The 17,494-nt window shown below is 60.0% G+C and carries 17 protein-coding genes; 9 read left to right on the forward strand and 8 right to left on the reverse strand.

The window, feature by feature from the left end:
* The first annotated feature begins 125 nt into the window (after positions 1-125).
* Together zntR and AACS18_RS17770 are read left to right on the forward strand one after the other, a co-directional pair.
* Positions 126-581 carry a Zn(2+)-responsive transcriptional regulator gene (zntR, locus tag AACS18_RS17765; RefSeq protein WP_108612897.1) on the forward strand — a complete coding sequence of 152 codons (456 nt, stop codon included), beginning with the start codon at positions 126-128 and terminating at the stop codon, positions 579-581.
* Between the two features lie 228 nt (positions 582-809).
* Positions 810-1,049 carry an alternative ribosome-rescue factor A gene (locus AACS18_RS17770; RefSeq protein WP_108612898.1) on the forward strand — a complete coding sequence of 80 codons (240 nt, stop codon included), beginning with the start codon at positions 810-812 and terminating at the stop codon, positions 1,047-1,049.
* A gap of 215 nt (positions 1,050-1,264) precedes the next feature.
* Here the strand turns inward: AACS18_RS17770 and hemW are convergent, their stop codons facing one another.
* Together hemW and rdgB are read right to left on the reverse strand one after the other, a co-directional pair.
* The gene (hemW, locus tag AACS18_RS17775) at positions 1,265-2,410 is read right to left on the reverse strand and encodes a radical SAM family heme chaperone HemW (protein WP_108612899.1); all 1,146 of its coding nucleotides are present in this window, start codon (positions 2,408-2,410) and stop codon (positions 1,265-1,267) included.
* Between the two features lie 90 nt (positions 2,411-2,500).
* Positions 2,501-3,097: an RdgB/HAM1 family non-canonical purine NTP pyrophosphatase gene (gene rdgB, locus AACS18_RS17780; RefSeq protein WP_005340539.1), complete on the reverse strand. Its 597-nt coding sequence runs from the start codon at positions 3,095-3,097 to the stop codon at positions 2,501-2,503.
* A gap of 238 nt (positions 3,098-3,335) precedes the next feature.
* Between rdgB and AACS18_RS17785 the strand changes: the two genes are divergently transcribed.
* The 3 genes from AACS18_RS17785 (at position 3,336) to AACS18_RS17795 (ending at position 6,242) form a co-directional block, all read left to right on the forward strand.
* Positions 3,336-4,499 carry a multidrug effflux MFS transporter gene (locus tag AACS18_RS17785; RefSeq protein ID WP_181363318.1) on the forward strand — a complete coding sequence of 388 codons (1,164 nt, stop codon included), beginning with the start codon at positions 3,336-3,338 and terminating at the stop codon, positions 4,497-4,499.
* Positions 4,500-4,634: 135 nt separating this feature from the next.
* Complete coding sequence (locus tag AACS18_RS17790) at positions 4,635-5,684, forward strand: oxidoreductase (RefSeq protein ID WP_108612900.1); 1,050 nt, start codon at positions 4,635-4,637, stop codon at positions 5,682-5,684.
* 309 nt (positions 5,685-5,993) lie between these two features.
* The gene (locus AACS18_RS17795; RefSeq protein ID WP_108612901.1) at positions 5,994-6,242 is read left to right on the forward strand and encodes a hypothetical protein; all 249 of its coding nucleotides are present in this window, start codon (positions 5,994-5,996) and stop codon (positions 6,240-6,242) included.
* 62 nt (positions 6,243-6,304) lie between these two features.
* Here AACS18_RS17795 and rimJ read toward each other — a convergent pair whose 3' ends face one another.
* Both rimJ and AACS18_RS17805 read right to left on the reverse strand, forming a co-directional pair.
* The gene (gene rimJ, locus AACS18_RS17800; RefSeq protein WP_108612902.1) at positions 6,305-6,856 is read right to left on the reverse strand and encodes a ribosomal protein S5-alanine N-acetyltransferase; all 552 of its coding nucleotides are present in this window, start codon (positions 6,854-6,856) and stop codon (positions 6,305-6,307) included.
* Positions 6,856-7,410 (reverse strand): GNAT family N-acetyltransferase, encoded by a 555-nt coding sequence (locus AACS18_RS17805; protein ID WP_108612903.1) that lies wholly within the window; start codon positions 7,408-7,410, stop codon positions 6,856-6,858. The genes rimJ and AACS18_RS17805 overlap by 1 nt, the downstream gene beginning before the upstream one ends.
* A gap of 346 nt (positions 7,411-7,756) precedes the next feature.
* Here AACS18_RS17805 and AACS18_RS17810 point away from each other — a divergent pair, with 346 nt between their 5' ends.
* Positions 7,757-9,532 carry a M4 family metallopeptidase gene (locus AACS18_RS17810; protein WP_108612904.1) on the forward strand — a complete coding sequence of 592 codons (1,776 nt, stop codon included), beginning with the start codon at positions 7,757-7,759 and terminating at the stop codon, positions 9,530-9,532.
* Positions 9,533-9,564: 32 nt separating this feature from the next.
* On the opposite strand, the gene AACS18_RS17815 is transcribed toward AACS18_RS17810, so the two are convergent.
* Entirely contained in the window at positions 9,565-10,458 is an 894-nt protein-coding gene (locus AACS18_RS17815; RefSeq protein ID WP_108612905.1) for a LysR family transcriptional regulator, read from the reverse strand.
* Positions 10,459-10,550: 92 nt separating this feature from the next.
* Between AACS18_RS17815 and mdtH the strand changes: the two genes are divergently transcribed.
* Both mdtH and AACS18_RS17825 read left to right on the forward strand, forming a co-directional pair.
* Positions 10,551-11,747, forward strand: a complete 1,197-nt coding sequence (mdtH, locus tag AACS18_RS17820) for a multidrug efflux MFS transporter MdtH (RefSeq protein WP_005340523.1) — start codon at positions 10,551-10,553, stop codon at positions 11,745-11,747.
* A 139-nt stretch (positions 11,748-11,886) separates the two neighbouring features.
* Entirely contained in the window at positions 11,887-12,801 is a 915-nt protein-coding gene (locus tag AACS18_RS17825) for a bifunctional helix-turn-helix transcriptional regulator/GNAT family N-acetyltransferase (RefSeq protein ID WP_108612906.1), read from the forward strand.
* Positions 12,802-12,844: 43 nt separating this feature from the next.
* On the opposite strand, the gene AACS18_RS17830 is transcribed toward AACS18_RS17825, so the two are convergent.
* Both AACS18_RS17830 and prfC read right to left on the reverse strand, forming a co-directional pair.
* A complete protein-coding gene (locus AACS18_RS17830) occupies positions 12,845-13,258 on the reverse strand; it encodes an ASCH domain-containing protein (RefSeq protein ID WP_258228763.1) in 414 nt (137 codons plus the stop codon).
* Positions 13,259-13,422: 164 nt separating this feature from the next.
* Positions 13,423-15,012, reverse strand: a complete 1,590-nt coding sequence (gene prfC / locus AACS18_RS17835) for a peptide chain release factor 3 (protein WP_085942998.1) — start codon at positions 15,010-15,012, stop codon at positions 13,423-13,425.
* Between the two features lie 429 nt (positions 15,013-15,441).
* Here prfC and AACS18_RS17840 point away from each other — a divergent pair, with 429 nt between their 5' ends.
* A complete protein-coding gene (locus tag AACS18_RS17840) occupies positions 15,442-16,164 on the forward strand; it encodes an SDR family oxidoreductase (protein WP_108541512.1) in 723 nt (240 codons plus the stop codon).
* Positions 16,165-16,305: 141 nt separating this feature from the next.
* On the opposite strand, the gene AACS18_RS17845 is transcribed toward AACS18_RS17840, so the two are convergent.
* Positions 16,306-17,494: tetratricopeptide repeat-containing diguanylate cyclase (locus tag AACS18_RS17845; protein WP_258228764.1), on the reverse strand; the 1,189-nt coding region annotated here is incomplete at its 5' end.

A 17,494-nucleotide genomic window follows, 5' to 3' on the forward strand; every position in this document is an offset into this window, starting at 1 on the left:
GGGAAAAAGGGTCGCCAGGAGATATTTATCTGCCCCTTTTATGCCCTTGGCTGGCAATCCATGGGCAAAGGGGTGATAGTGGATTCCGGTTTTTGTGGCGGCATACATTCAAGGGGAGAGAGAGCATGTATCGGATCGGTGAACTGGCCAAGGCGTGCGGGGTCAAGGCAGATACCCTGCGTTTTTACGAGAAGAACGGGCTTATCTCACCGGGGATCCGCAACGAATCCGGCTACCGTCTCTACAGCGAACAGGACAAGCGGCGGCTGGAGTTTATTATCCGCGCCAAGTCGGTCGGATTCTCGCTGGCCGATATCGGCGAGCTGCTCGACCTCGATACCAACAAGGCCAAAGTCACCTGTCAGGAGGTGAAAGCGGTGGCCGACACCAAGCTAGCCCAGGTGGAGCAGAAGATCATCGAACTGACCCGCTTTCGCGACAACCTGCGCGAGCTCTCCAATATCTGCTGCGGCGGGCCGCGCTCGGCGGAGCACTGCGCCATCCTCGAGACGCTGGAATCTGGCGCCCCGGCCCATCACGAGCATCACAGCCAAGACCAGCATGACCCGGTTCACGGCTGACATGGTATGCCTGACTGAGCGTGCCTGACTGAGCGTGCCTGGCTCAGTGTGACTGACTCGGCGCGCCCGATGCATTGCTCCGGCGGCGATTTGGTGACAAAATCGCCGCGTTTTTAACCGGTGCCAGTGCATCCGGTTGCCGGGCGCTCAGCTGAACAGGCGCCCGCAGCGAAAACCACCATCCAGACACAAGAGTCAGTACACCAAGAGAAAAGAAGAGGAGCCATCATGGCCAAAATTCGGGTCGACCAACCCACCCTCCCCCGTGAGGAAAATGCGCAAGGGGGCAACTATGCCCATCAGCGCGGCGAAATAAAGGATAACCATCTGCACGCCCTGCTCTCCGATCCCCTGTTTCGCAGCCGGGTCGAACGCAACAAGAAGGGCAAAGGGAGTTACCAGCGCAAGGCCAAATTCGGCAAGCGGTGGGAGCCCGGCCAACAGCAGATGATCCGCGTCTGCTGCTGAGCGGGTTTCTACCGACCATAAACAATCAGGGCGCCATTGGCGCCCTGATTGTTATCTCGAAACACGGTTCGCCAAAACTGCCTCACGACCTGTTGCGAGAAGCTGTCAGCGAGGTGAAGAGCAGCGCAGGAACCGGAGCGTATAGATATACGTGAGGCTTCCGAGCAGCGCATGAACCTTGATCACGGCTTCGCAGCCAGATCGTGAGCCAGTTTTCACTCATCCATAAACAGTTCGAGCAATACGTTCAGATAACGATGACCGAGAGAAGTGAGCTGCCAGCTCTCTCCCAGATCCTCGATAAGCTCCTTGCTCTGTGCGATGGCGAGCACCGTCTCCACCCGTTCCAGCGGCAAGCCGGTATAGGCCTCGAACTCCGCCTTGGGGGCAGGTTCAAACAGGCGGAAGCGGTTCATAAAGTATTCGAGCGGCAGATCGTCTGCCGTCACCTGCCACTGCTCGTCCAGATAGGGGCGGCTCTTGTCCAGATACCCTTTCGGATGCTTCACCTTGGCGGTGCGCAGGATCTGTTGATTAGCGAGATAGGTCACCTTGCCGTGGGCGCCACAGCCGATCCCCAGATAGTCACCAAAGCGCCAGTAGTTGAGGTTGTGATGGCACTGATAACCCTCTTTGGCATAAGCCGAGATCTCGTACTGGCGATAACCGCTGGCGGTGAGCATGGCGTGGCCCTGCTCGTAGATATCCCACAGGGTGTCATCTTCCGGTAGCCGCGGCGGCTTGGAGGCAAAGGCCGTGTTCGGCTCTATGGTGAGCTGATACCAGGAGAGGTGCGGTGGGGCGCAGTCGATAGCCTGTTGCAGGTCATAAAGGGCGTCATCCAGACTCTGATCCGGCAGACCGTGCATCAGATCCAGATTGAAGGTAGGCAACTTGATGGCGTGGGCCAGTTCGGCGGCCTTGCGCGCCTCTTCCGGGCCGTGAATGCGGCCGAGGCGGGTCAGCTTCTCCTGCTGGAAGCTCTGCACACCGATGGAGATGCGGTTGATACCGGCGCGCTGGAAACCGGCGAACTTGTCCGCCTCCACCGTGCCCGGGTTGGCCTCCATGGTGATCTCGCAATCGGCGGAGAACGGAATGCGGGCCCGCACCCCGTCCAGCAAGGTTTGCATCGCCTCCACCGTCAGCAGGCTGGGGGTGCCGCCGCCAATAAAGATCGAGGAGAGCGGCCGCCCCTGCGCCCACTTCAGATCCTGATCCAGATCCTCCAGCAGGGCGGCGACATATTCGAGGTGAGGCAACTCCCCCTTCTGGGCATGGGAGTTGAAGTCACAGTAGGGGCACTTCTGGACGCACCAGGGCACATGAATATAGAGAGAGAGCGGCGGCAGTTGCAGCATGGGGCTTCCAATAAAACGGGGGCTCAAGGCCCCCATTGTAGATGACTATGTGTAATTGACCGTGTGTAACCAACAAGGTGGCGAAGTGACTCAGTGCGCCGCAGCCAGCGCCGCTTTGAGCTTGGCCAGCGCCTGACCGCGATGGCTGAGCTGGTTCTTCAGCTCGGCGGGCATCTGGGCGGCGGTGCAGTCGTGATCCGGCACGAAGAAGACGGGGTCATAGCCAAAGCCATGTTGACCGCGAGGCTCGTCGATGATCATCCCTTCCCAGCTCGCCTGACAGATGATGGGGGTGGGATCGTCGGCGTGACGCATATAGACCAGCACACACCAGAAGCGGGCGCTCTTGAGGTACTCGGGGGCACCTTGCAGCTCGCCGAGCAGCTTCTCGATGTTGGCCTTGTCACCGGCACCCACACCGGCAAAACGGGCGGAGTAGACGCCGGGGCGCCCTTGCAACAGATCGACTTCCAGACCGGAGTCATCGGCCACGGCGGGCAGACCGGTAATGCGGGCAGCGTGGCGGGCCTTGATGATGGCATTCTCGACGAAGGTGGTGCCGGTCTCATCGGCATCGGAGACCGCAAACTCGCTCTGTGGGATCACCTGGATCTTCATATCGGCCAGCATGGCGGCCAATTCCTTCACCTTTTTCTGGTTACCTGTTGCCAGGACAAGCTTGTTCATCGAGCACCTCCGCAAAAATAATCTGCGCATTCTATGCGGCGCAAGCGTTTAGTAAAAGCGCCAATTACACCCGCTGTGATGGGGTTACGGGGGATTTGCCGCCATCGAATAACCAGCTTTTTAATACATGTTTCCATAATGGAATAACCAAAGTGATTAAATACCATTTCTATTCATTACTGTGAGTCAGTAGACTCGCGCCCCAATTCAATAACCTGGCTGACTAAAGAGGTGACAGATGCCATTGATACTTTTACTCGTACTACTGGTGCTGTTCAGTCCGCTGGCTATCGACATCTACCTGCCCGCCATTCCGCAGATGGCCGAGCAGCTGGGCGCCGAAGTGACACTGATGCAGGGCACCATCACCTGGTTCCTGTTCAGCATGGGGCTGGGGCAACTGCTTGTTGGCCCGCTGGCCGATCGCTACGGTCGCAAGCCCATCGCTCTGGGCGGCGTGCTGCTCTATGGCCTGAGCGCGCTGGGAGCCGGCTTTGCCGCCAGCCTCGGCGAATTGATGCTGGCGCGAGTGCTGCAGGGCTTTGGCGCCTGCGCCACCTCGGTCGCCGCCTTCTCGGTAGTGCGTGACAGCTATGGCCCGAAAAAGAGCGGCCAGATGATCTCCTATCTCAATGGCGCCATCTGCTTTATTCCAGCGCTGGCGCCCCTGCTCGGTGGCTGGCTCACCGCCAAGGCGGGCTGGTCCGCCAACTTCTGGTTTATGGCTGGCTATGCGCTCATCGTCGGCAGCTGGCTGATGTGGCGGATGCCGGAGACCCGCCCGGAGGAGACCCGCAGCGAAGGGGCCCTCATCAGCTGGTCCCGTTACAGCCCGGTGCTGCGCTCCCCCAGCTTCCTGTTCAATGCGTCCCTGTGCATGCTGGCGATGGCGGTGATCCTCGCCTATGTCACCGCCGCACCGGTGCAGCTGATGGTCAAACTGGGGCTGGATATGAGCGGCTTTAGCTACTGGTTTACCGCCAACGCTGCGCTCAACATTCTGGCATGCTTCATGGCGCCGCGCTTTATTGCCAAGGTGGGGCCAAGACGCACCCTGCGCATCGGCCTGCTGGTGTTGATGCTCTCCGCCATCAGCCTGACTCTGGCCATGCACATCGAGCATCCGCTGGCGATGATGGGGCCAGTATTCCTCTCCAGCATCGGCTTTGCCATGATCCTGGGCGCTGCCGCCGGCATGGCGCTGGCACCGTTCGGCCACTGCGCCGGTACGGCCGCCGCCCTGCTCGGCCTGTTCCAGATGAGCGGATCCGGCGCCTTGGTTGGCCTGACCGGCGCCCTGATGCACGACCCGCTCAGCCAGCTGGCGCTGCATATGTGGCTGCTGCTGCCGCCCTTGGTGATGCTGATGACGCGCCGCGGACGCCGCTTGTGTTTGCAATAAATCCTGTGCTCTGATGGGCACATTCAGGGGGCCATCGGCCCCCTTCTCGTTTGTATCGCCTTTACAGCATATGGCCATCCGGCAGAGAGCCCGCGATGGCAACCCCACTCACTCGATGTCAGCGGAGAACTCCCGATGAGCCACACTCTCAACGCAGCCCTGGTCGGCTATGGCTTTGCAGGCAAGACCTTCCACGCCCCCTTCCTCTCCACCACGCCGGGCTTGTCCCTGAGTTGGGTGGTGAGCCGCGATGCCGCCAAGGTGCAGGCCGATCTGCCCGGCTGCCGGGTCGGTTCACTGGAGGAGGTGCTGAGGGATGAGACCGTTGATCTGGTGGTGATCGCCACCCCCAACGACACCCACGCTCCTCTGGCCCGCCAGGCGCTGCTGGCAGGCAAACATGTGGTGATCGACAAGCCCTTTGCACTGGATCTGGCCGAAGCGCAAGCACTGGTCGAACTGGCCGAAAAACAGCAGCGACTGCTCAGCATCTTCCACAACCGGCGCTGGGACGGGGATTTCCTTACCGTGCGCCGTTTGATTGCCGAGGGGACGCTGGGACAGATCGCCCAGTTCGAATCGCACTTCGATCGCTATCGCCCCGAGGTGCGCCAGCGCTGGCGCGAAGCGGGTGGCCCGGGTTCCGGCCTCTGGTTCGATCTCGGCCCCCATGTACTGGATCAGGCGCTGCAGCTATTCGGCCAGCCGGACTGGCTGCAGGCCGATCTGGCAGAGCAGCGCCCTGGCGCACTGGCGGACGACTACTTCCATGTGGTGCTGGGTTACGGTGCTCTGCGGGTTATTCTGCATGGCAGCTGTCTGGTCTCGGTCACCATGCCGCGCTTTGTCATTCACGGCAGCCAGGGTTCGTTCGTGAAATTCGGTATGGATGTGCAGGAAGATCAGCTCAAGCTGGGCAAGCGGCCACCGGCGGCGGATTGGGGCATGGATAGCGAACCCGGTCAGCTCAGCCGCATTGTCGACGGTCAGTTACAGCAGCAGAGCTTGGTGGGTGAGGCGGGGGATTATGGCGCCTACTATCGCGGTGTCTGCGCCGCCATCAAGGGCGAAGGGAGCAACCCGGTGCCAGCAAGTGAAGCGCTGGCGGTGATGGCGCTGCTGGATCTGGCCCGTCAGAGCCACCTTGAGGGAAAACGGCTGCCCTGTCAGAAGCTGTCTGACTAAGGTGCGGGTCATCGGCCGCGCTTGAGCAACCTTGACCTTGTTAAACCGCCACAAGATGGCAGCAAAGCGGTGTTTTATTGTGCAATCAGCAGTATTTAACGGCATCTTGTATTGATATCAGTCGTTGCAGTGGAGCTTTTTATCAACGGCACGAAAAAATGTCATTGTGATATCCGTTTTCATCGGTAACTAATGGGGCTATATTGCGCCCGCCTGCTGCCTCCCGGCTTCTTGTTTCAATACCGGGCAACGGTGGGCGCTGTGATGGTTGCACAGACCATCTCTCCATCTTTTTTTGAGGGAATGCACATGAACAAAGTACTGGTAGCCGGTGTCCTGGGTCTGATGTTGACTGCTTGCGGTCAGAAAGAAGAAAAAGCTGCCGCTCCTGCTGCTGCTCCGGCCGCCGAAGTTGCTGCCACTGTAGAAAAAGCCGCTAGCGAAGCCACCTCTACCGTAGAGAAGGCCACCTCCGAAGCGACTGCAACCGTAGAAAAAGCTGCTACCGAAGCCGCTACCAAGGTTGAAGCTGCAGTGAGCGATGCCAAGGCCAACTAAGCCTGCACCTCATTCGAAGACGGGTCCGAAGGCAACTTCGGGCCCGTTTTTTTATCTGTTGTTCAGGGCGCCGGATTAATCAGCGAGGTGAGGATGTGATCCTCCCAGCGGCCATTGATCATCAGATACGCCCGCGCGAATCCCTCCCGCTCGAAGCCAAGCCGCTCCAGCAAGGCGCCACTGCGCTGATTGGCAGGCATATAGCAAGCCATGATGCGATGCAGATCGTGCTCCCGAAACAGGTAGTCGATGGCGGCTGACAGCACCTCTCTCATCACCCCCTGCCCCTGATGCTGCTGGTCGATGGCATAGCCCAGATGACACGCCTTGAAGACACCCATCAGGATGTTGCTGAAGTTACAGGTGGCTATCACCCGCTCGCCAGCCGGATCGAGGGCCACCAGATTGACGCCGGTGCCGTTGAAGAACTGGCTGTAGCTGTCCTGCAGCCGGGCATGCCAGTAAGAGAGGGTGTAAAAGTGCTCGTCCCGAAGCGGCTCCCAGGGGGTGAGATGGTCACAGTTGCGCCGGTAGAAGTCGAGCATCATGGGGGCCTGATCCGGCGACAGTATGGTCAGGTGGGTGCGGGCCGTCTTGATATGTGGCAGCGCCATCAGGACTCCCTCTGCATTAACCACTCATCGCGCAGCAAGCTGTAGTGGGCATGGTCCACAATCCGGTTGCCCAGCCGCTCTGCGCGCCGGGTCACCCCCTCCAGCTGCATCCCGAGCCGTTCACAGACGGCTCTGCTGGGCTCGTTATCGGTGGCGGCGCTGATCTCCACCTTCTCCATCCCCATCTCCTCGAAGGCGTGGTGGATCAGGGCCTGACAGGCCCGGGTGATGATACCGTTGCCCTGCCAGCGCTCCGCCAGCCAGTAACCGATAACCACCTTGCCAAGGTCATGATCGATGCTGTTGTAACCTATGACCCCCACCACCTCCCCCTGATACTCGATGGCGGTGGTGAGCCCCTCGCCCCGGGCGAACTTCTCGATGGCACTGCGAATGAAGAGGGCGCTGTCGACAGGGCGCTGGATCAGTGGCGGCCAGGGTAGCCACTGGGAGAGGTACTCCCGGTTGTCATTGCAGAGGGCAAACAGTTCGCTCGCCATATCGGGCTGCAAGAAGAGCAGCGCAAGCTCGTCGTCCAACTGCCATGAAAACATGGGATTCTCCTTTCAAATCAGTGATCAAATCGCGAATCAGCACCCAATGTAGCCAATCGCCACTGGCCGCGCCAGCCACTTTTACGGCCCTCCTCCGGCAGGCTTCGCAGAGGGTCACAGCGTGCGTTTTCTCCTCCCTCAAAAGAGGAGGGTGGGTGTCTGAAACCGGATAATGCTCTCCACATGGCGCCGACGAATGCCCCCAAACGGCACTTTGGCAGATCCTGCTACCCCTTTGTGCTGCGCTGTCACTTTTGACAGGGGGCACTTTCCCCCACCGGCACTAGCTTCAAAACGCCCGACCTTCGGTCGGTTTATCAACCTCATCGATTTAAGGAAAGAAGAGATGAATAAAATTTATCTGGCCGTTGCGCTGGCCTGCTGGGGAAGCGCCGCACTGGCGGCGCAAGAGGTAGAGATCAACGTAACGGCAAACGGCATCCGGGCCATGACAGGCCTCAGTGCCGCGAGTGGTACCTTGCAGCTGGAAGATAGCGAGTTTCGTCAGGTACGGGTGGTCAAGCTGCCCAACGGCCAGCAGCGGATCCGCTACGAGCAGGTCTGGAACGGCATCCCGGTAATGGGTCAGGTGGTGGTAGCTGACAAGAGCCTGAACGGCCAGCTGCAACAGGCCAGCGGGCGCATGCTGCGCCAGATCGATCAGGATGTGGCAAGCCCGGTCGCCACCCTCTCGCCACAGGATGCCGCCAGCAAGGCCAAGGCGGGCAGCAAGGGGAGCAACGAGCAGGTCAAACTCTACGTGATGCAGGACGAGAACGGGCTGGCCCGGCTGGTTTATCAGGTCTCCTTCATCGCCGAAGGTGACAAGCCAAGCCGCCCCTTCGTCATTCTTGATGCCCAAAGCGGTGAGGAGCTCAAACGCTGGGAGGGGATCAACCACAAGGATGCCACTGGCCCGGGGGGCAACATCAAGACCGGCAAATACTTTTACGGCACCGACTTTGGCCCGCTCATCGTGGATGACAACTGCCGGATGACCAGCCCCAACGTCGATACCATCAACCTCAACCACGCCACCTCCGGCGGCGCCATCCACCAGTTCACCTGCCCGGAGAACCGAGTCAAGGAGATCAACGGCGCCTACTCGCCCCTCAACGACGCCCACTACTTCGGCAACGTGGTGTTCGACATGTACCGCAACTGGTACAACACGGCGCCCCTCACCTTCAAACTGAAGATGCGGGTTCACTACAGCAAGAATTACGAGAACGCCTTCTGGGATGGCAGCCAGATGACCTTCGGTGACGGCGCCACCACCTTCCACCCACTGGTGAGCCTTGATGTGGCGGCCCACGAGGTGAGCCACGGCTTTACCGAGCAGAACTCCGGGCTGATCTATTCAGGACAATCCGGCGGCATCAACGAGGCCTTCTCCGATATGGCGGGGGAAGCGGCCGAGTTCTACATGAAGGGGAGCAACGACTGGCTGGTCGGCGCCCAGATCTTCAAGGGCAACGGCTCCCTGCGCTACTTCGAGGATCCGACCCGGGATGGCAGATCCATCGGCCATGCCGCGGATTATCAGGAGGGGATGGATGTACACCACAGCTCCGGGGTCTATAACCGCGCCTTCTACCTGCTCGCCACAAGCAGCGGCTGGAACACCCGCAAGGCATTTGAAGTGTTCTTGCTGGCCAACCGCCTCTACTGGGGCGCCAACACCAACTACCAGCAAGGGGCCTGCGGCGTCAGCCGGGCGACCGCCGATCTGGGTTACAGTCAGGCGGATGTGGCACGGGCCTTCCAGACCGTCGGGGTCGATGCCAGCTGCGGTAGCACGCCGCCACCAAGCGACAACGTGCTGCAAAACGGCGTGCCGGTGAGCAACCTCGCCGCCAGCAAGGGTGGCAAGCTCAACTACACCCTGAACGTACCGGCGGGCACCAGGTCGCTGCAGATCAGCAGCAGTGGCGGTACCGGTGATGCCGACCTCTACGTCCGCTTTGGCAGCGCCCCCACCAGCAGCAGTTACGACTGCCGTCCCTACAAGGGGGGCAATAACGAAAGCTGCTCGTTCACCAATCCCAAGGTGGGCACCTGGCATGTGCAGCTGTCAGGGTTTTCCGCGTTCAGTGGCGTGACCCTCAAGGCCAGCTACTGATCCACCCGATGCGGGCCTTGTCCCGCATCGCTCTACTCATTGCGCCACCGTTTCGCCAGCGTGCGGGCGGTGGCCAACACGGTTTCCCGGGCCGGATTGGGCCGCTTGCCACCTCGCCACGCCATCATCACATCCCAATGCTCTTGCGGCAGATTGCGCACATCGAGCCTGACCAGCCGCCCCACCTCCAGATCCCGCTTGATGGCCAGCTCCGGCATCAGGGTGATAAACCCGTGTTCCAGCGCCAGATCCCGCGCCGCACTGGCGGGCTGCACCGCATGCAGGGGGCTGGCGGCCCGCCGCAGCCGCCGCAACTGCTGGATAAAGACGTCACACCCCGGCCCCCACACCTGGGGCGCCAGCCGCTGGTCGGCAATATCCTCCAGCGTGAGGCCGTGACAACCGGCCAGCGGATGCAATGGCGAGGCGATAGCGATAATGGGGGAGCAGCAGAGCAGCTCCATCTGCAGGCCCGCAACTGGCGGACGCTTGAGTACAAAGCCGATATCGGCCTCGCCGGTCAGCAGCGACTGCATGATCTCGCCGGAGTGATCCGTGGTACAGCGGATTTCGAACGGCTCATCCACCAGCTCCATCAATAGCGAGCCAAACACCACCGAAGTAAGAGATGGCAGGCTGGAGAGACGGATACAAGGCAGCGCTGGCGCCCCCTGCAGTGCCAGTCGTCCTTCGCTCAGGATCGCCAGCGCCGAGCGGGCCGATGGCAGAAACTCCTCGCAGGCACGGGTCGGCGTTACGCCACGCCGATGGCGCTGAAACAGTGGCGTCCCGAGGCTCTCCTCCAGCTGGGCAATCCGCTGGCTCACCAGCGGCTGTGACCAGCCACGAATGGCCGCCGCCTGACTGAAGCTGCCCAGCTCGGCCACATCCAGCAGCAGTTGTAGATCGTCCAGATCCATAGACATAAATAATCCTGATATGAAATATAGGTAGTTGTCGTCTACCACTATATCTAAACCCTCTCCAGAATGAAGGTATCTGTGAATGAGAGGGCGTTATGGTCGATAGGGCGAGGTTTTGGGGACGCTGGTTTCTGGCACTGGATACTACACTGGTGATCCTGGGTTTCTTTGTAGTGATGCCGATGATCAGCCTGCGCTTCGTCGATCAACTCGGCTGGGCGGCCGGTCTGGTGGGGCTGGCCCTCGGCCTGCGCCAGCTGACTCAGCAGGGGCTGGGGATCTTCGGCGGCTCGCTGGCCGACCGTTTCGGCGCCCGCCCGCTCATCGTCACCGGCATGTTGCTGCGCGCCGTCGGCTTTGCCACCCTGGCTTGGGCCGACAGCGGCGCCATGCTGATCTTCTCCTGCTTCCTCTCCGGACTGGGCGGTTGCCTGTTCGACCCGCCACGGGCGGCACTGGTGATCAAATTTACCCGTCCCCATGAGCGGGGCCGCTTTATCTCCCTGCTGATGATGCTGGAGAGCGCAGGGGCCGTCACCGGTGCCCTGCTCGGCAGCTGGCTGCTGCGCTTTGACTTCACCTACGTCTGCCTGCTGGGGGCCGGGCTCTTCACCCTGGCGGCCCTGTGCAACTGGACCCTGCTGCCCGCCTACCGCCTCTCGGTCAAACCGACCCCGATGCGGGAAGGGTTGGGACAGGTGCTGGCGGATCGCGCCTTCTGCCGACTGGTACTGATCCTGAGCGGCTACTACATGCTGTGGGTACAGGTGATGCTTATTTTCCCCATTCTGGTCAAGCAGCTCTCCGGCACCACCACGGCGGTGGGCTGGATGTACAGCCTGGAAACGGCGCTGTCGCTGGCGCTGCTCTACCCTATCGCCCGCTTTAGCGAACGGCGCTATCGGCTGGAGAGCCGGCTGATGGCGGGTATCCTGCTGATGACGGTGGGGATCGGGCTGGTCGCCTTCGTCAGCACCCTCTCCGGCATCTTCGTACTGCTGGCCTGCTTCTATCTGGGGATCATCATCTGTGAACCGGCCCGGGAGACCCTGATGACCCGGCTTGCCAACCCCACAGCCCGCGGCAGCTACATGGGCTTCAGCCGCCTCGGACTGGCGCTGGGGGGCATGACCGGCTATGTGGGCGGCGGCTCCCTCTATGACTTCTCGCTGCAACAGGGACAACCGGCCCTTCCCTGGCTGGTGCTGGGCACCATAGGCGTCGCCACCATGTTGCTGCTGGCCCGCTGCTTCTCCCGCCGCCCGGAGCTGGCCATCAGAGCAGCCGCCTGACGACCGCCCCACCTGCGGCAGCCCAATCAACGGGGCTGCCGCTCACCTCATATTCTGCAAGTCATCACAGCAAAAGGTTGCGAATTACAACCTTTACGTTATTTTAGTTGTCATGCACAACTAAAAAGGAAACCACGATATGGATCCCCGTCCCCTGCGCGCCCTGTCGCGCGATCTGGTTCGCGAACTCGGCATGCTCTCCCAGCAGTGCGGCAATCTGGCCCTCACCCCCATCGAGGCTCACCTGCTGATCGAGCTGGAAAACGCCCCGGCCACCAATCAGCAGCTGGCAGAAAAACTGCACATCGACAAATCCAACGCCAGCCGTCCGCTGGCACGCCTCGCCGAGCGGGAGCTCATCAGCTGGCACCCGCACCCCTCCGACGGCCGCAGCAAGGAGGCCCGCCTCACCGTCAACGGTCAGGGGATGCTGCTGGAGTTGCACCGGGAGATGGACGGGGCGATGGAAGAGATGCTGGCGCAGTTGAGCCTGCCCGAGCGGGAGCAGCTGTGGCAAGGGCTGCGGCTCTATCGCAGCGCCCTCTCCCGCGCCCGTCGCCAGCGGGGCTACCAGATCCGCCCCATCACGGCGGCGGACAATGCCCAGATCGCCTTGGTGATCCGCGCCGTCTCGGCCGAATATGGCCTCACTGCCGACAAGGGGTATGGGGTCTCGGATCCCAATCTCGACACCCTCTCCCAGAGCTATCAGGGGGAGAAGAGTCGCTACTGGGTCATCGAAGGGCCTGACGGTTCCATCCTCGGCGGTGGTGGTATCGCGCCATTGGCAGGAGAAGAGAGAGTCTGCGAGCTGCAGAAGATGTACTTTATGCCCGCCCTGCGCGGACTGGGCCTTGGCAAGCGGCTGGTATTGCAGGCACTGGACGAGGCGCGCGCGCTTGGTTATCAGCGTTGCTATCTGGAAACGACCGAGGTCTTGCGCGAAGCCACCAGCCTCTATGAATCACTGGGCTTTGAACACCTGCCCGGCCCCCTTGGCTGCACCGGCCACGGGGATTGCGAGATCTGCATGGTGTTAGACCTAGCGCTCTAAAGTGATAGCGGCAAGCAGGAGTCTCCCCTGCTTGCCGCTTCGTTTACTGCGGCAGCGCCACTACCCGGAATCGCTCCAGCACCAGCGTGGCGTGCTCATCAAATTCTCTCCCTTCCGCCTTCATCTCGCGTTCGAAAAAGGCCTTGTGCGCCTCGCGCCACCAAGCCTGAGAGCCATCGCCCTCCCCCTCCTCGGCGGCAAACGCAGCATCAACCTCATCGAATGGGCACAAGGTGACCGAGACTATTTCAACCAGCGCCTTGGGCAGACCACTCCAGTCGGTTACCACCAGTAGGTCCCCCTGTTCCGGCATCCGTTCGCCCTTCTCCAGGTACCAGTAAGCGAGGCTACAGGTCGCTCGCTTGCGTCCTGCCACCACCAACGAAGCACAGAGGTTGGCATTGTGTTCATCAGCACAGAAGTAGTCCGCTGATACATGACGAGCCCGTGCAGCCACGGGCAGGGATAAGAGATAACTCTCAGCCAGAGCCGAGCAGGCACGGGCAGGGATAAGAGATAACTCTCAGCCAGAGCCGAGCAGGCAGGATTCATCGATTCAAGCATCACCTCTCCTTGATGCATAAAAAAATCCCGCCATCTGGCGGGATTTGGTAAGCAGTATCAGTGCTCGCGAGTCTGGCGGAACTCCACATCGGGGTGACGCTCCTGGGCCAGGCGCAGGTTGACCATGGTCGGTGCGATATAGGTGAGGTTGTCACCGCCATCGAGGGCCAGGTTGACCTCGTTCTTGCGCTTGAACTCTTCGAACTTCTTGACGTCAGTCCCTTCCACCCAGCGGGCGGTGGAGACGTTGACCGCCTCGTAGATGGCCTCGACGTTGTACTCGCTCTTCAGACGGGACACCACCACGTCAAACTGCAGCACACCGACCGCACCAACGATGAGATCGTTGCTGATCAGTGGGCGGAACACCTGCACAGCGCCCTCTTCGGAGAGCTGGACCAGCCCCTTGAGCAGCTGCTTCTGCTTGAGCGGATCGCGCAGGCGGATGCGGCGGAACAGTTCCGGCGCAAAGTTCGGGATACCGGTGAACTTGAGATCTTCACCCTGGGTGAAGGTGTCGCCGATCTGGATGGTACCGTGGTTGTGCAGGCCGATGATGTCACCGGCGAAGGCGTCTTCCGCCTGCTCACGGTCACCGGCCATAAAGGTTACGGCGTCGGAGATGTTCACATCCTTGCCGATGCGCACATGGCGCATCTTCATGCCCTTGCTGTAAGTGCCTGACACGATACGCATAAAAGCGATACGGTCACGGTGTTTCGGATCCATGTTTGCCTGGATCTTGAACACGAAGCCGGAGAACTTCTCCTCGGTCGCCACCACTTCGCGGCTCTCGGCCTTGCGCGGCATGGGAGACGGCGCCCAGTCGGTCAGGCCATCCAGCATGTGGTCGACACCGAAGTTACCCAGTGCAGTACCGAAGAAGACCGGGGTCATCTCGCCAGCGATAAAGGCATCGTGATCGAACTCGGGAGAGGCGCCCTGCACCAGCTCCAGCTCATCGCGCAGTTGCTGGGCCAGATCTTCGCCGACGGCGGCATCCAGATCCGGGTTGTTCAGCCCCTTGACCACCCGCTTCTCCTGGATGGTGTGGCCCTGACCGCTCTGATAGAGATAGGTCTCATCCTTGTAGAGGTGATAGACACCCTTGAAAGATTTGCCACAGCCGATCGGCCAGGTGATCGGGGCGCACATGATCTTCAGCTCGCGCTCCACCTCGTCCATCACTTCCATCGGATCGCGCACTTCGCGGTCCAGCTTGTTCATGAAGGTGAGGATGGGAGTGTCACGCAGACGGGTGACTTCCATCAGCTTGCGGGTCCGGTCTTCAACACCCTTGGCGGCGTCAATGACCATCAGGCAGCAGTCGACCGCCGTCAGGGTACGGTAGGTATCTTCGGAGAAGTCCTCGTGACCCGGGGTGTCGAGCAGGTTGACCAGACAGTCGGCATAGGGGAACTGCATCACCGAGGTAGTAATGGAGATACCACGCTGCTTCTCCATCTCCATCCAGTCGGATTTGGCATGCTGGCCCGAGCCACGGCCCTTGACGGTACCGGCGCGCTGAATGGCCTGTCCGAACAGCAGGACTTTTTCAGTGATGGTGGTTTTACCCGCATCCGGGTGCGAAATGATCGCAAAAGTGCGTCTCTTGGAGACTTCACTCAGAAATTCAGCTGACATAATTCAACGTTCTTCTATTGAGCGGTGGCATCAGCCACCGTGGGAATAAATCCGGAATGCCGCTCACGGCACATGTATACGCAACGAAAGCCACGCCAGCTGGCGTGTTGCCAACCTGGTGGAGAGAGGGAGGAGGGTTGCGTTACATGGGTCTTCTCGCCTGAGTCAAAGCAAAATTGCGCGACATTATACCCGCGCGAGTGAAAAATACCCAGCCTGACAAGAGATGATAATTTGGCCGCTCAGCCGTTACACAGGTTCCAACTGAACAGAAAATCAAACACTCCGAATCGGATGGCAGCATCCGGATCACGTGGACTTGGCCCCCTCCCCATGCCAGCAACAACCACTCTTGATAAATTTTCATACTTGGACTTTCCCTATCCAGCTACAAATATGTAAATCGTATCTACATAATGGAGAGGTCATTACATGAAACATTCCACCCTGCACAATCAACAGATCGTCATTATCGGTGGTACCTCGGGTCTTGGCCTGGCCACCGCCCAACAAGCGATCGAGCAAGGCGCCAAGGTCATTATCGGCGGTTCCAGCCGTGAGCAGCTTGCCACTGCACTGGCTGAACTGGGCCCAAATGCCAGTGGCCATCAACTGGATATTCTCGACGTCGACTCCGTCAATCACTTTTTCAACCAGCTGGATTCGCTGGATCATCTCGTCATCACCGCCGCCGTCATGCGACCAGGCAGCTTTCTCACCGCTGCCATCGAGGATTTGAAAATCAACATGGACAGCCGCTTCTGGGGAAGTGTTCATGCGATCCGCGCCGCAGCACCCAAACTGTCCGAACGCGGCTCCATCGTGCTCACGTCCGGGATGGTGACGCGCCGCCCACAACTAGGTAAGGCACTCCCTGCCGTTGCAGCTGGCGCGGTTGAAACATTGGCTCACAGTCTGGTTACCGAGCTGACCCCCCGTCGGATCAACGTCATCAACCCGGGCCCCATGCGCACTCCCATGCTGCTTAAAGCACTGGGTAATGACCCACAAAAAGTGGCCGCAGTGGCGCAAAGCCTGCCGTTGAAGCGCTTGGGAGAGGGAGAGGATTATGCGCAGGCCGCACTGTTCCTGATGAGCAATAACAACATGAATGGTGAAGTGCTTCATCTCAATGGTGGCAGCGCCTGGGCATAACGCCCTTCTGACGCTCTTCTGCGCTCGCGCTTGCCAATCTGTCATCGCAGGCAAGAACGAGCGCAGGGGACGAGTCCCATCGCCGTATCAGAGTGCTCCCCAATGGCGATGACACCCTGGTGAATGACAATACCCAGCCCGTCAGTTATCTGTTTCCACCCGGTTGCGCCCCGCCTCTTTCGCACGATACAGCGCATTGTCGGCACGCTGGATCAAGGCCGCCAGATCCTGATCATCGTCTCGCAGAGAGGCACATCCGATACTGATGGTTACCGGGTACGACATGCCGGGCAGCGCCCGGTTGGCGACCGAGTGACGGATCCGCTCAGCCACCCGGCACGCCTCTTCAAGGCTGGTATCCGGCAGCAGGATCAAGAACTCCTCTCCGCCGGTACGCCCCAACTGATCCTGGTGCCGCAGCTGTCGATCTGCCGCCCGAGAGACCCATTGCAGCACCCTGTCTCCTTGATGATGGCCCAGGGTATCGTTGATCCGCTTGAAGTGATCGATATCGAACACCAGCAGACAAAATGGCGAGCCCTGCCTGCGAGCCTGCGCCAACATATCGCTGCCCTGCCGCAGCACCCGACGGCGGTTGTTGATGCCGGTCAGCTCATCGGTAAAGGCCAGACGACGCATCCGACGGTTGCGATCAAGCAGCCACCCCATCGTCAGCAGCGCCAGTACCCCGCAGAGCACCATCACCACCAGCAGCCAGAACCGACGCTCTTTGGCCAGAGCCAGCTCCTGTTGCTGCAATAGCTGCTCAACCCGCAGTTGTTTGTTTTCACCCTCCTGACGAGCCAGCTCAAACTGACTACGAACCCATTCGGTGCTCTGCTCCTGCATTTCCTGCTCAAAGGCGCGCTTCAGTTCTACATAACGATGCAATTGCGCCAACGCATCAGCGGTTTTTCCAAGCCCCTCAAACGCCTGACTGCGCAGCCATGTCAACTTGATAAGAAAGCGCTGGTTATCTTCACGCACCAGGGTCGGTTCAGCCATAGCAAGATGCTCAAGCGCATGACCATACTTTCCTGTCATGCTCTCTCCCTGCGCCATCAGTAAGTGCCAATAACTGTTAAATAAAGGATCAATCTCTGATTGAAACACAATGCCAGCTTGCTCAAGCTGAACCATGGCCTCCTGATAGTTGTCCAGTCCCAGCAAAGCTTCGGCCCTATCCAGCTGCAATAATCCTTTTTCGACAGGAGTTAATTCATTGTGTTGCGCCGCCGCGTTATCCAGCTCGTCGATGGCCTCTTGATACTGCCCCATGCTATTGGCCACCATCGCTTTCTGCCGATAAAACTCGTAAAAAATATCAGGA

The sequence above is a fragment of the Aeromonas sp. HMWF015 genome (assembly GCF_963878965.1).
Lineage (GTDB): Bacteria > Pseudomonadota > Gammaproteobacteria > Enterobacterales > Aeromonadaceae > Aeromonas > Aeromonas veronii.

Bases quoted from the DNA above. Each gene is read 5' to 3' on its own strand.
- zntR (WP_108612897.1), top strand. From the start codon at position 126: ATGTATCGGATCGGTGAACTGGCCAAGGCGTGCGGGGTCAAGGCAGAT.
- AACS18_RS17770 (WP_108612898.1), top strand. From the start codon at position 810: ATGGCCAAAATTCGGGTCGACCAACCCACCCTCCCCCGTGAGGAAAAT.
- hemW (WP_108612899.1), bottom strand. From the start codon at position 2,410: ATGCTGCAACTGCCGCCGCTCTCTCTCTATATTCATGTGCCCTGGTGC.
- rdgB (WP_005340539.1), bottom strand. From the start codon at position 3,097: ATGAACAAGCTTGTCCTGGCAACAGGTAACCAGAAAAAGGTGAAGGAA.
- AACS18_RS17785 (WP_181363318.1), top strand. From the start codon at position 3,336: ATGCCATTGATACTTTTACTCGTACTACTGGTGCTGTTCAGTCCGCTG.
- AACS18_RS17790 (WP_108612900.1), top strand. From the start codon at position 4,635: ATGAGCCACACTCTCAACGCAGCCCTGGTCGGCTATGGCTTTGCAGGC.
- AACS18_RS17795 (WP_108612901.1), top strand. From the start codon at position 5,994: ATGAACAAAGTACTGGTAGCCGGTGTCCTGGGTCTGATGTTGACTGCT.
- rimJ (WP_108612902.1), bottom strand. From the start codon at position 6,856: ATGGCGCTGCCACATATCAAGACGGCCCGCACCCACCTGACCATACTG.
- AACS18_RS17805 (WP_108612903.1), bottom strand. From the start codon at position 7,410: ATGTTTTCATGGCAGTTGGACGACGAGCTTGCGCTGCTCTTCTTGCAG.
- AACS18_RS17810 (WP_108612904.1), top strand. From the start codon at position 7,757: ATGAATAAAATTTATCTGGCCGTTGCGCTGGCCTGCTGGGGAAGCGCC.
- AACS18_RS17815 (WP_108612905.1), bottom strand. From the start codon at position 10,458: ATGTCTATGGATCTGGACGATCTACAACTGCTGCTGGATGTGGCCGAG.
- mdtH (WP_005340523.1), top strand. From the start codon at position 10,551: ATGGTCGATAGGGCGAGGTTTTGGGGACGCTGGTTTCTGGCACTGGAT.
- AACS18_RS17825 (WP_108612906.1), top strand. From the start codon at position 11,887: ATGGATCCCCGTCCCCTGCGCGCCCTGTCGCGCGATCTGGTTCGCGAA.
- AACS18_RS17840 (WP_108541512.1), top strand. From the start codon at position 15,442: ATGAAACATTCCACCCTGCACAATCAACAGATCGTCATTATCGGTGGT.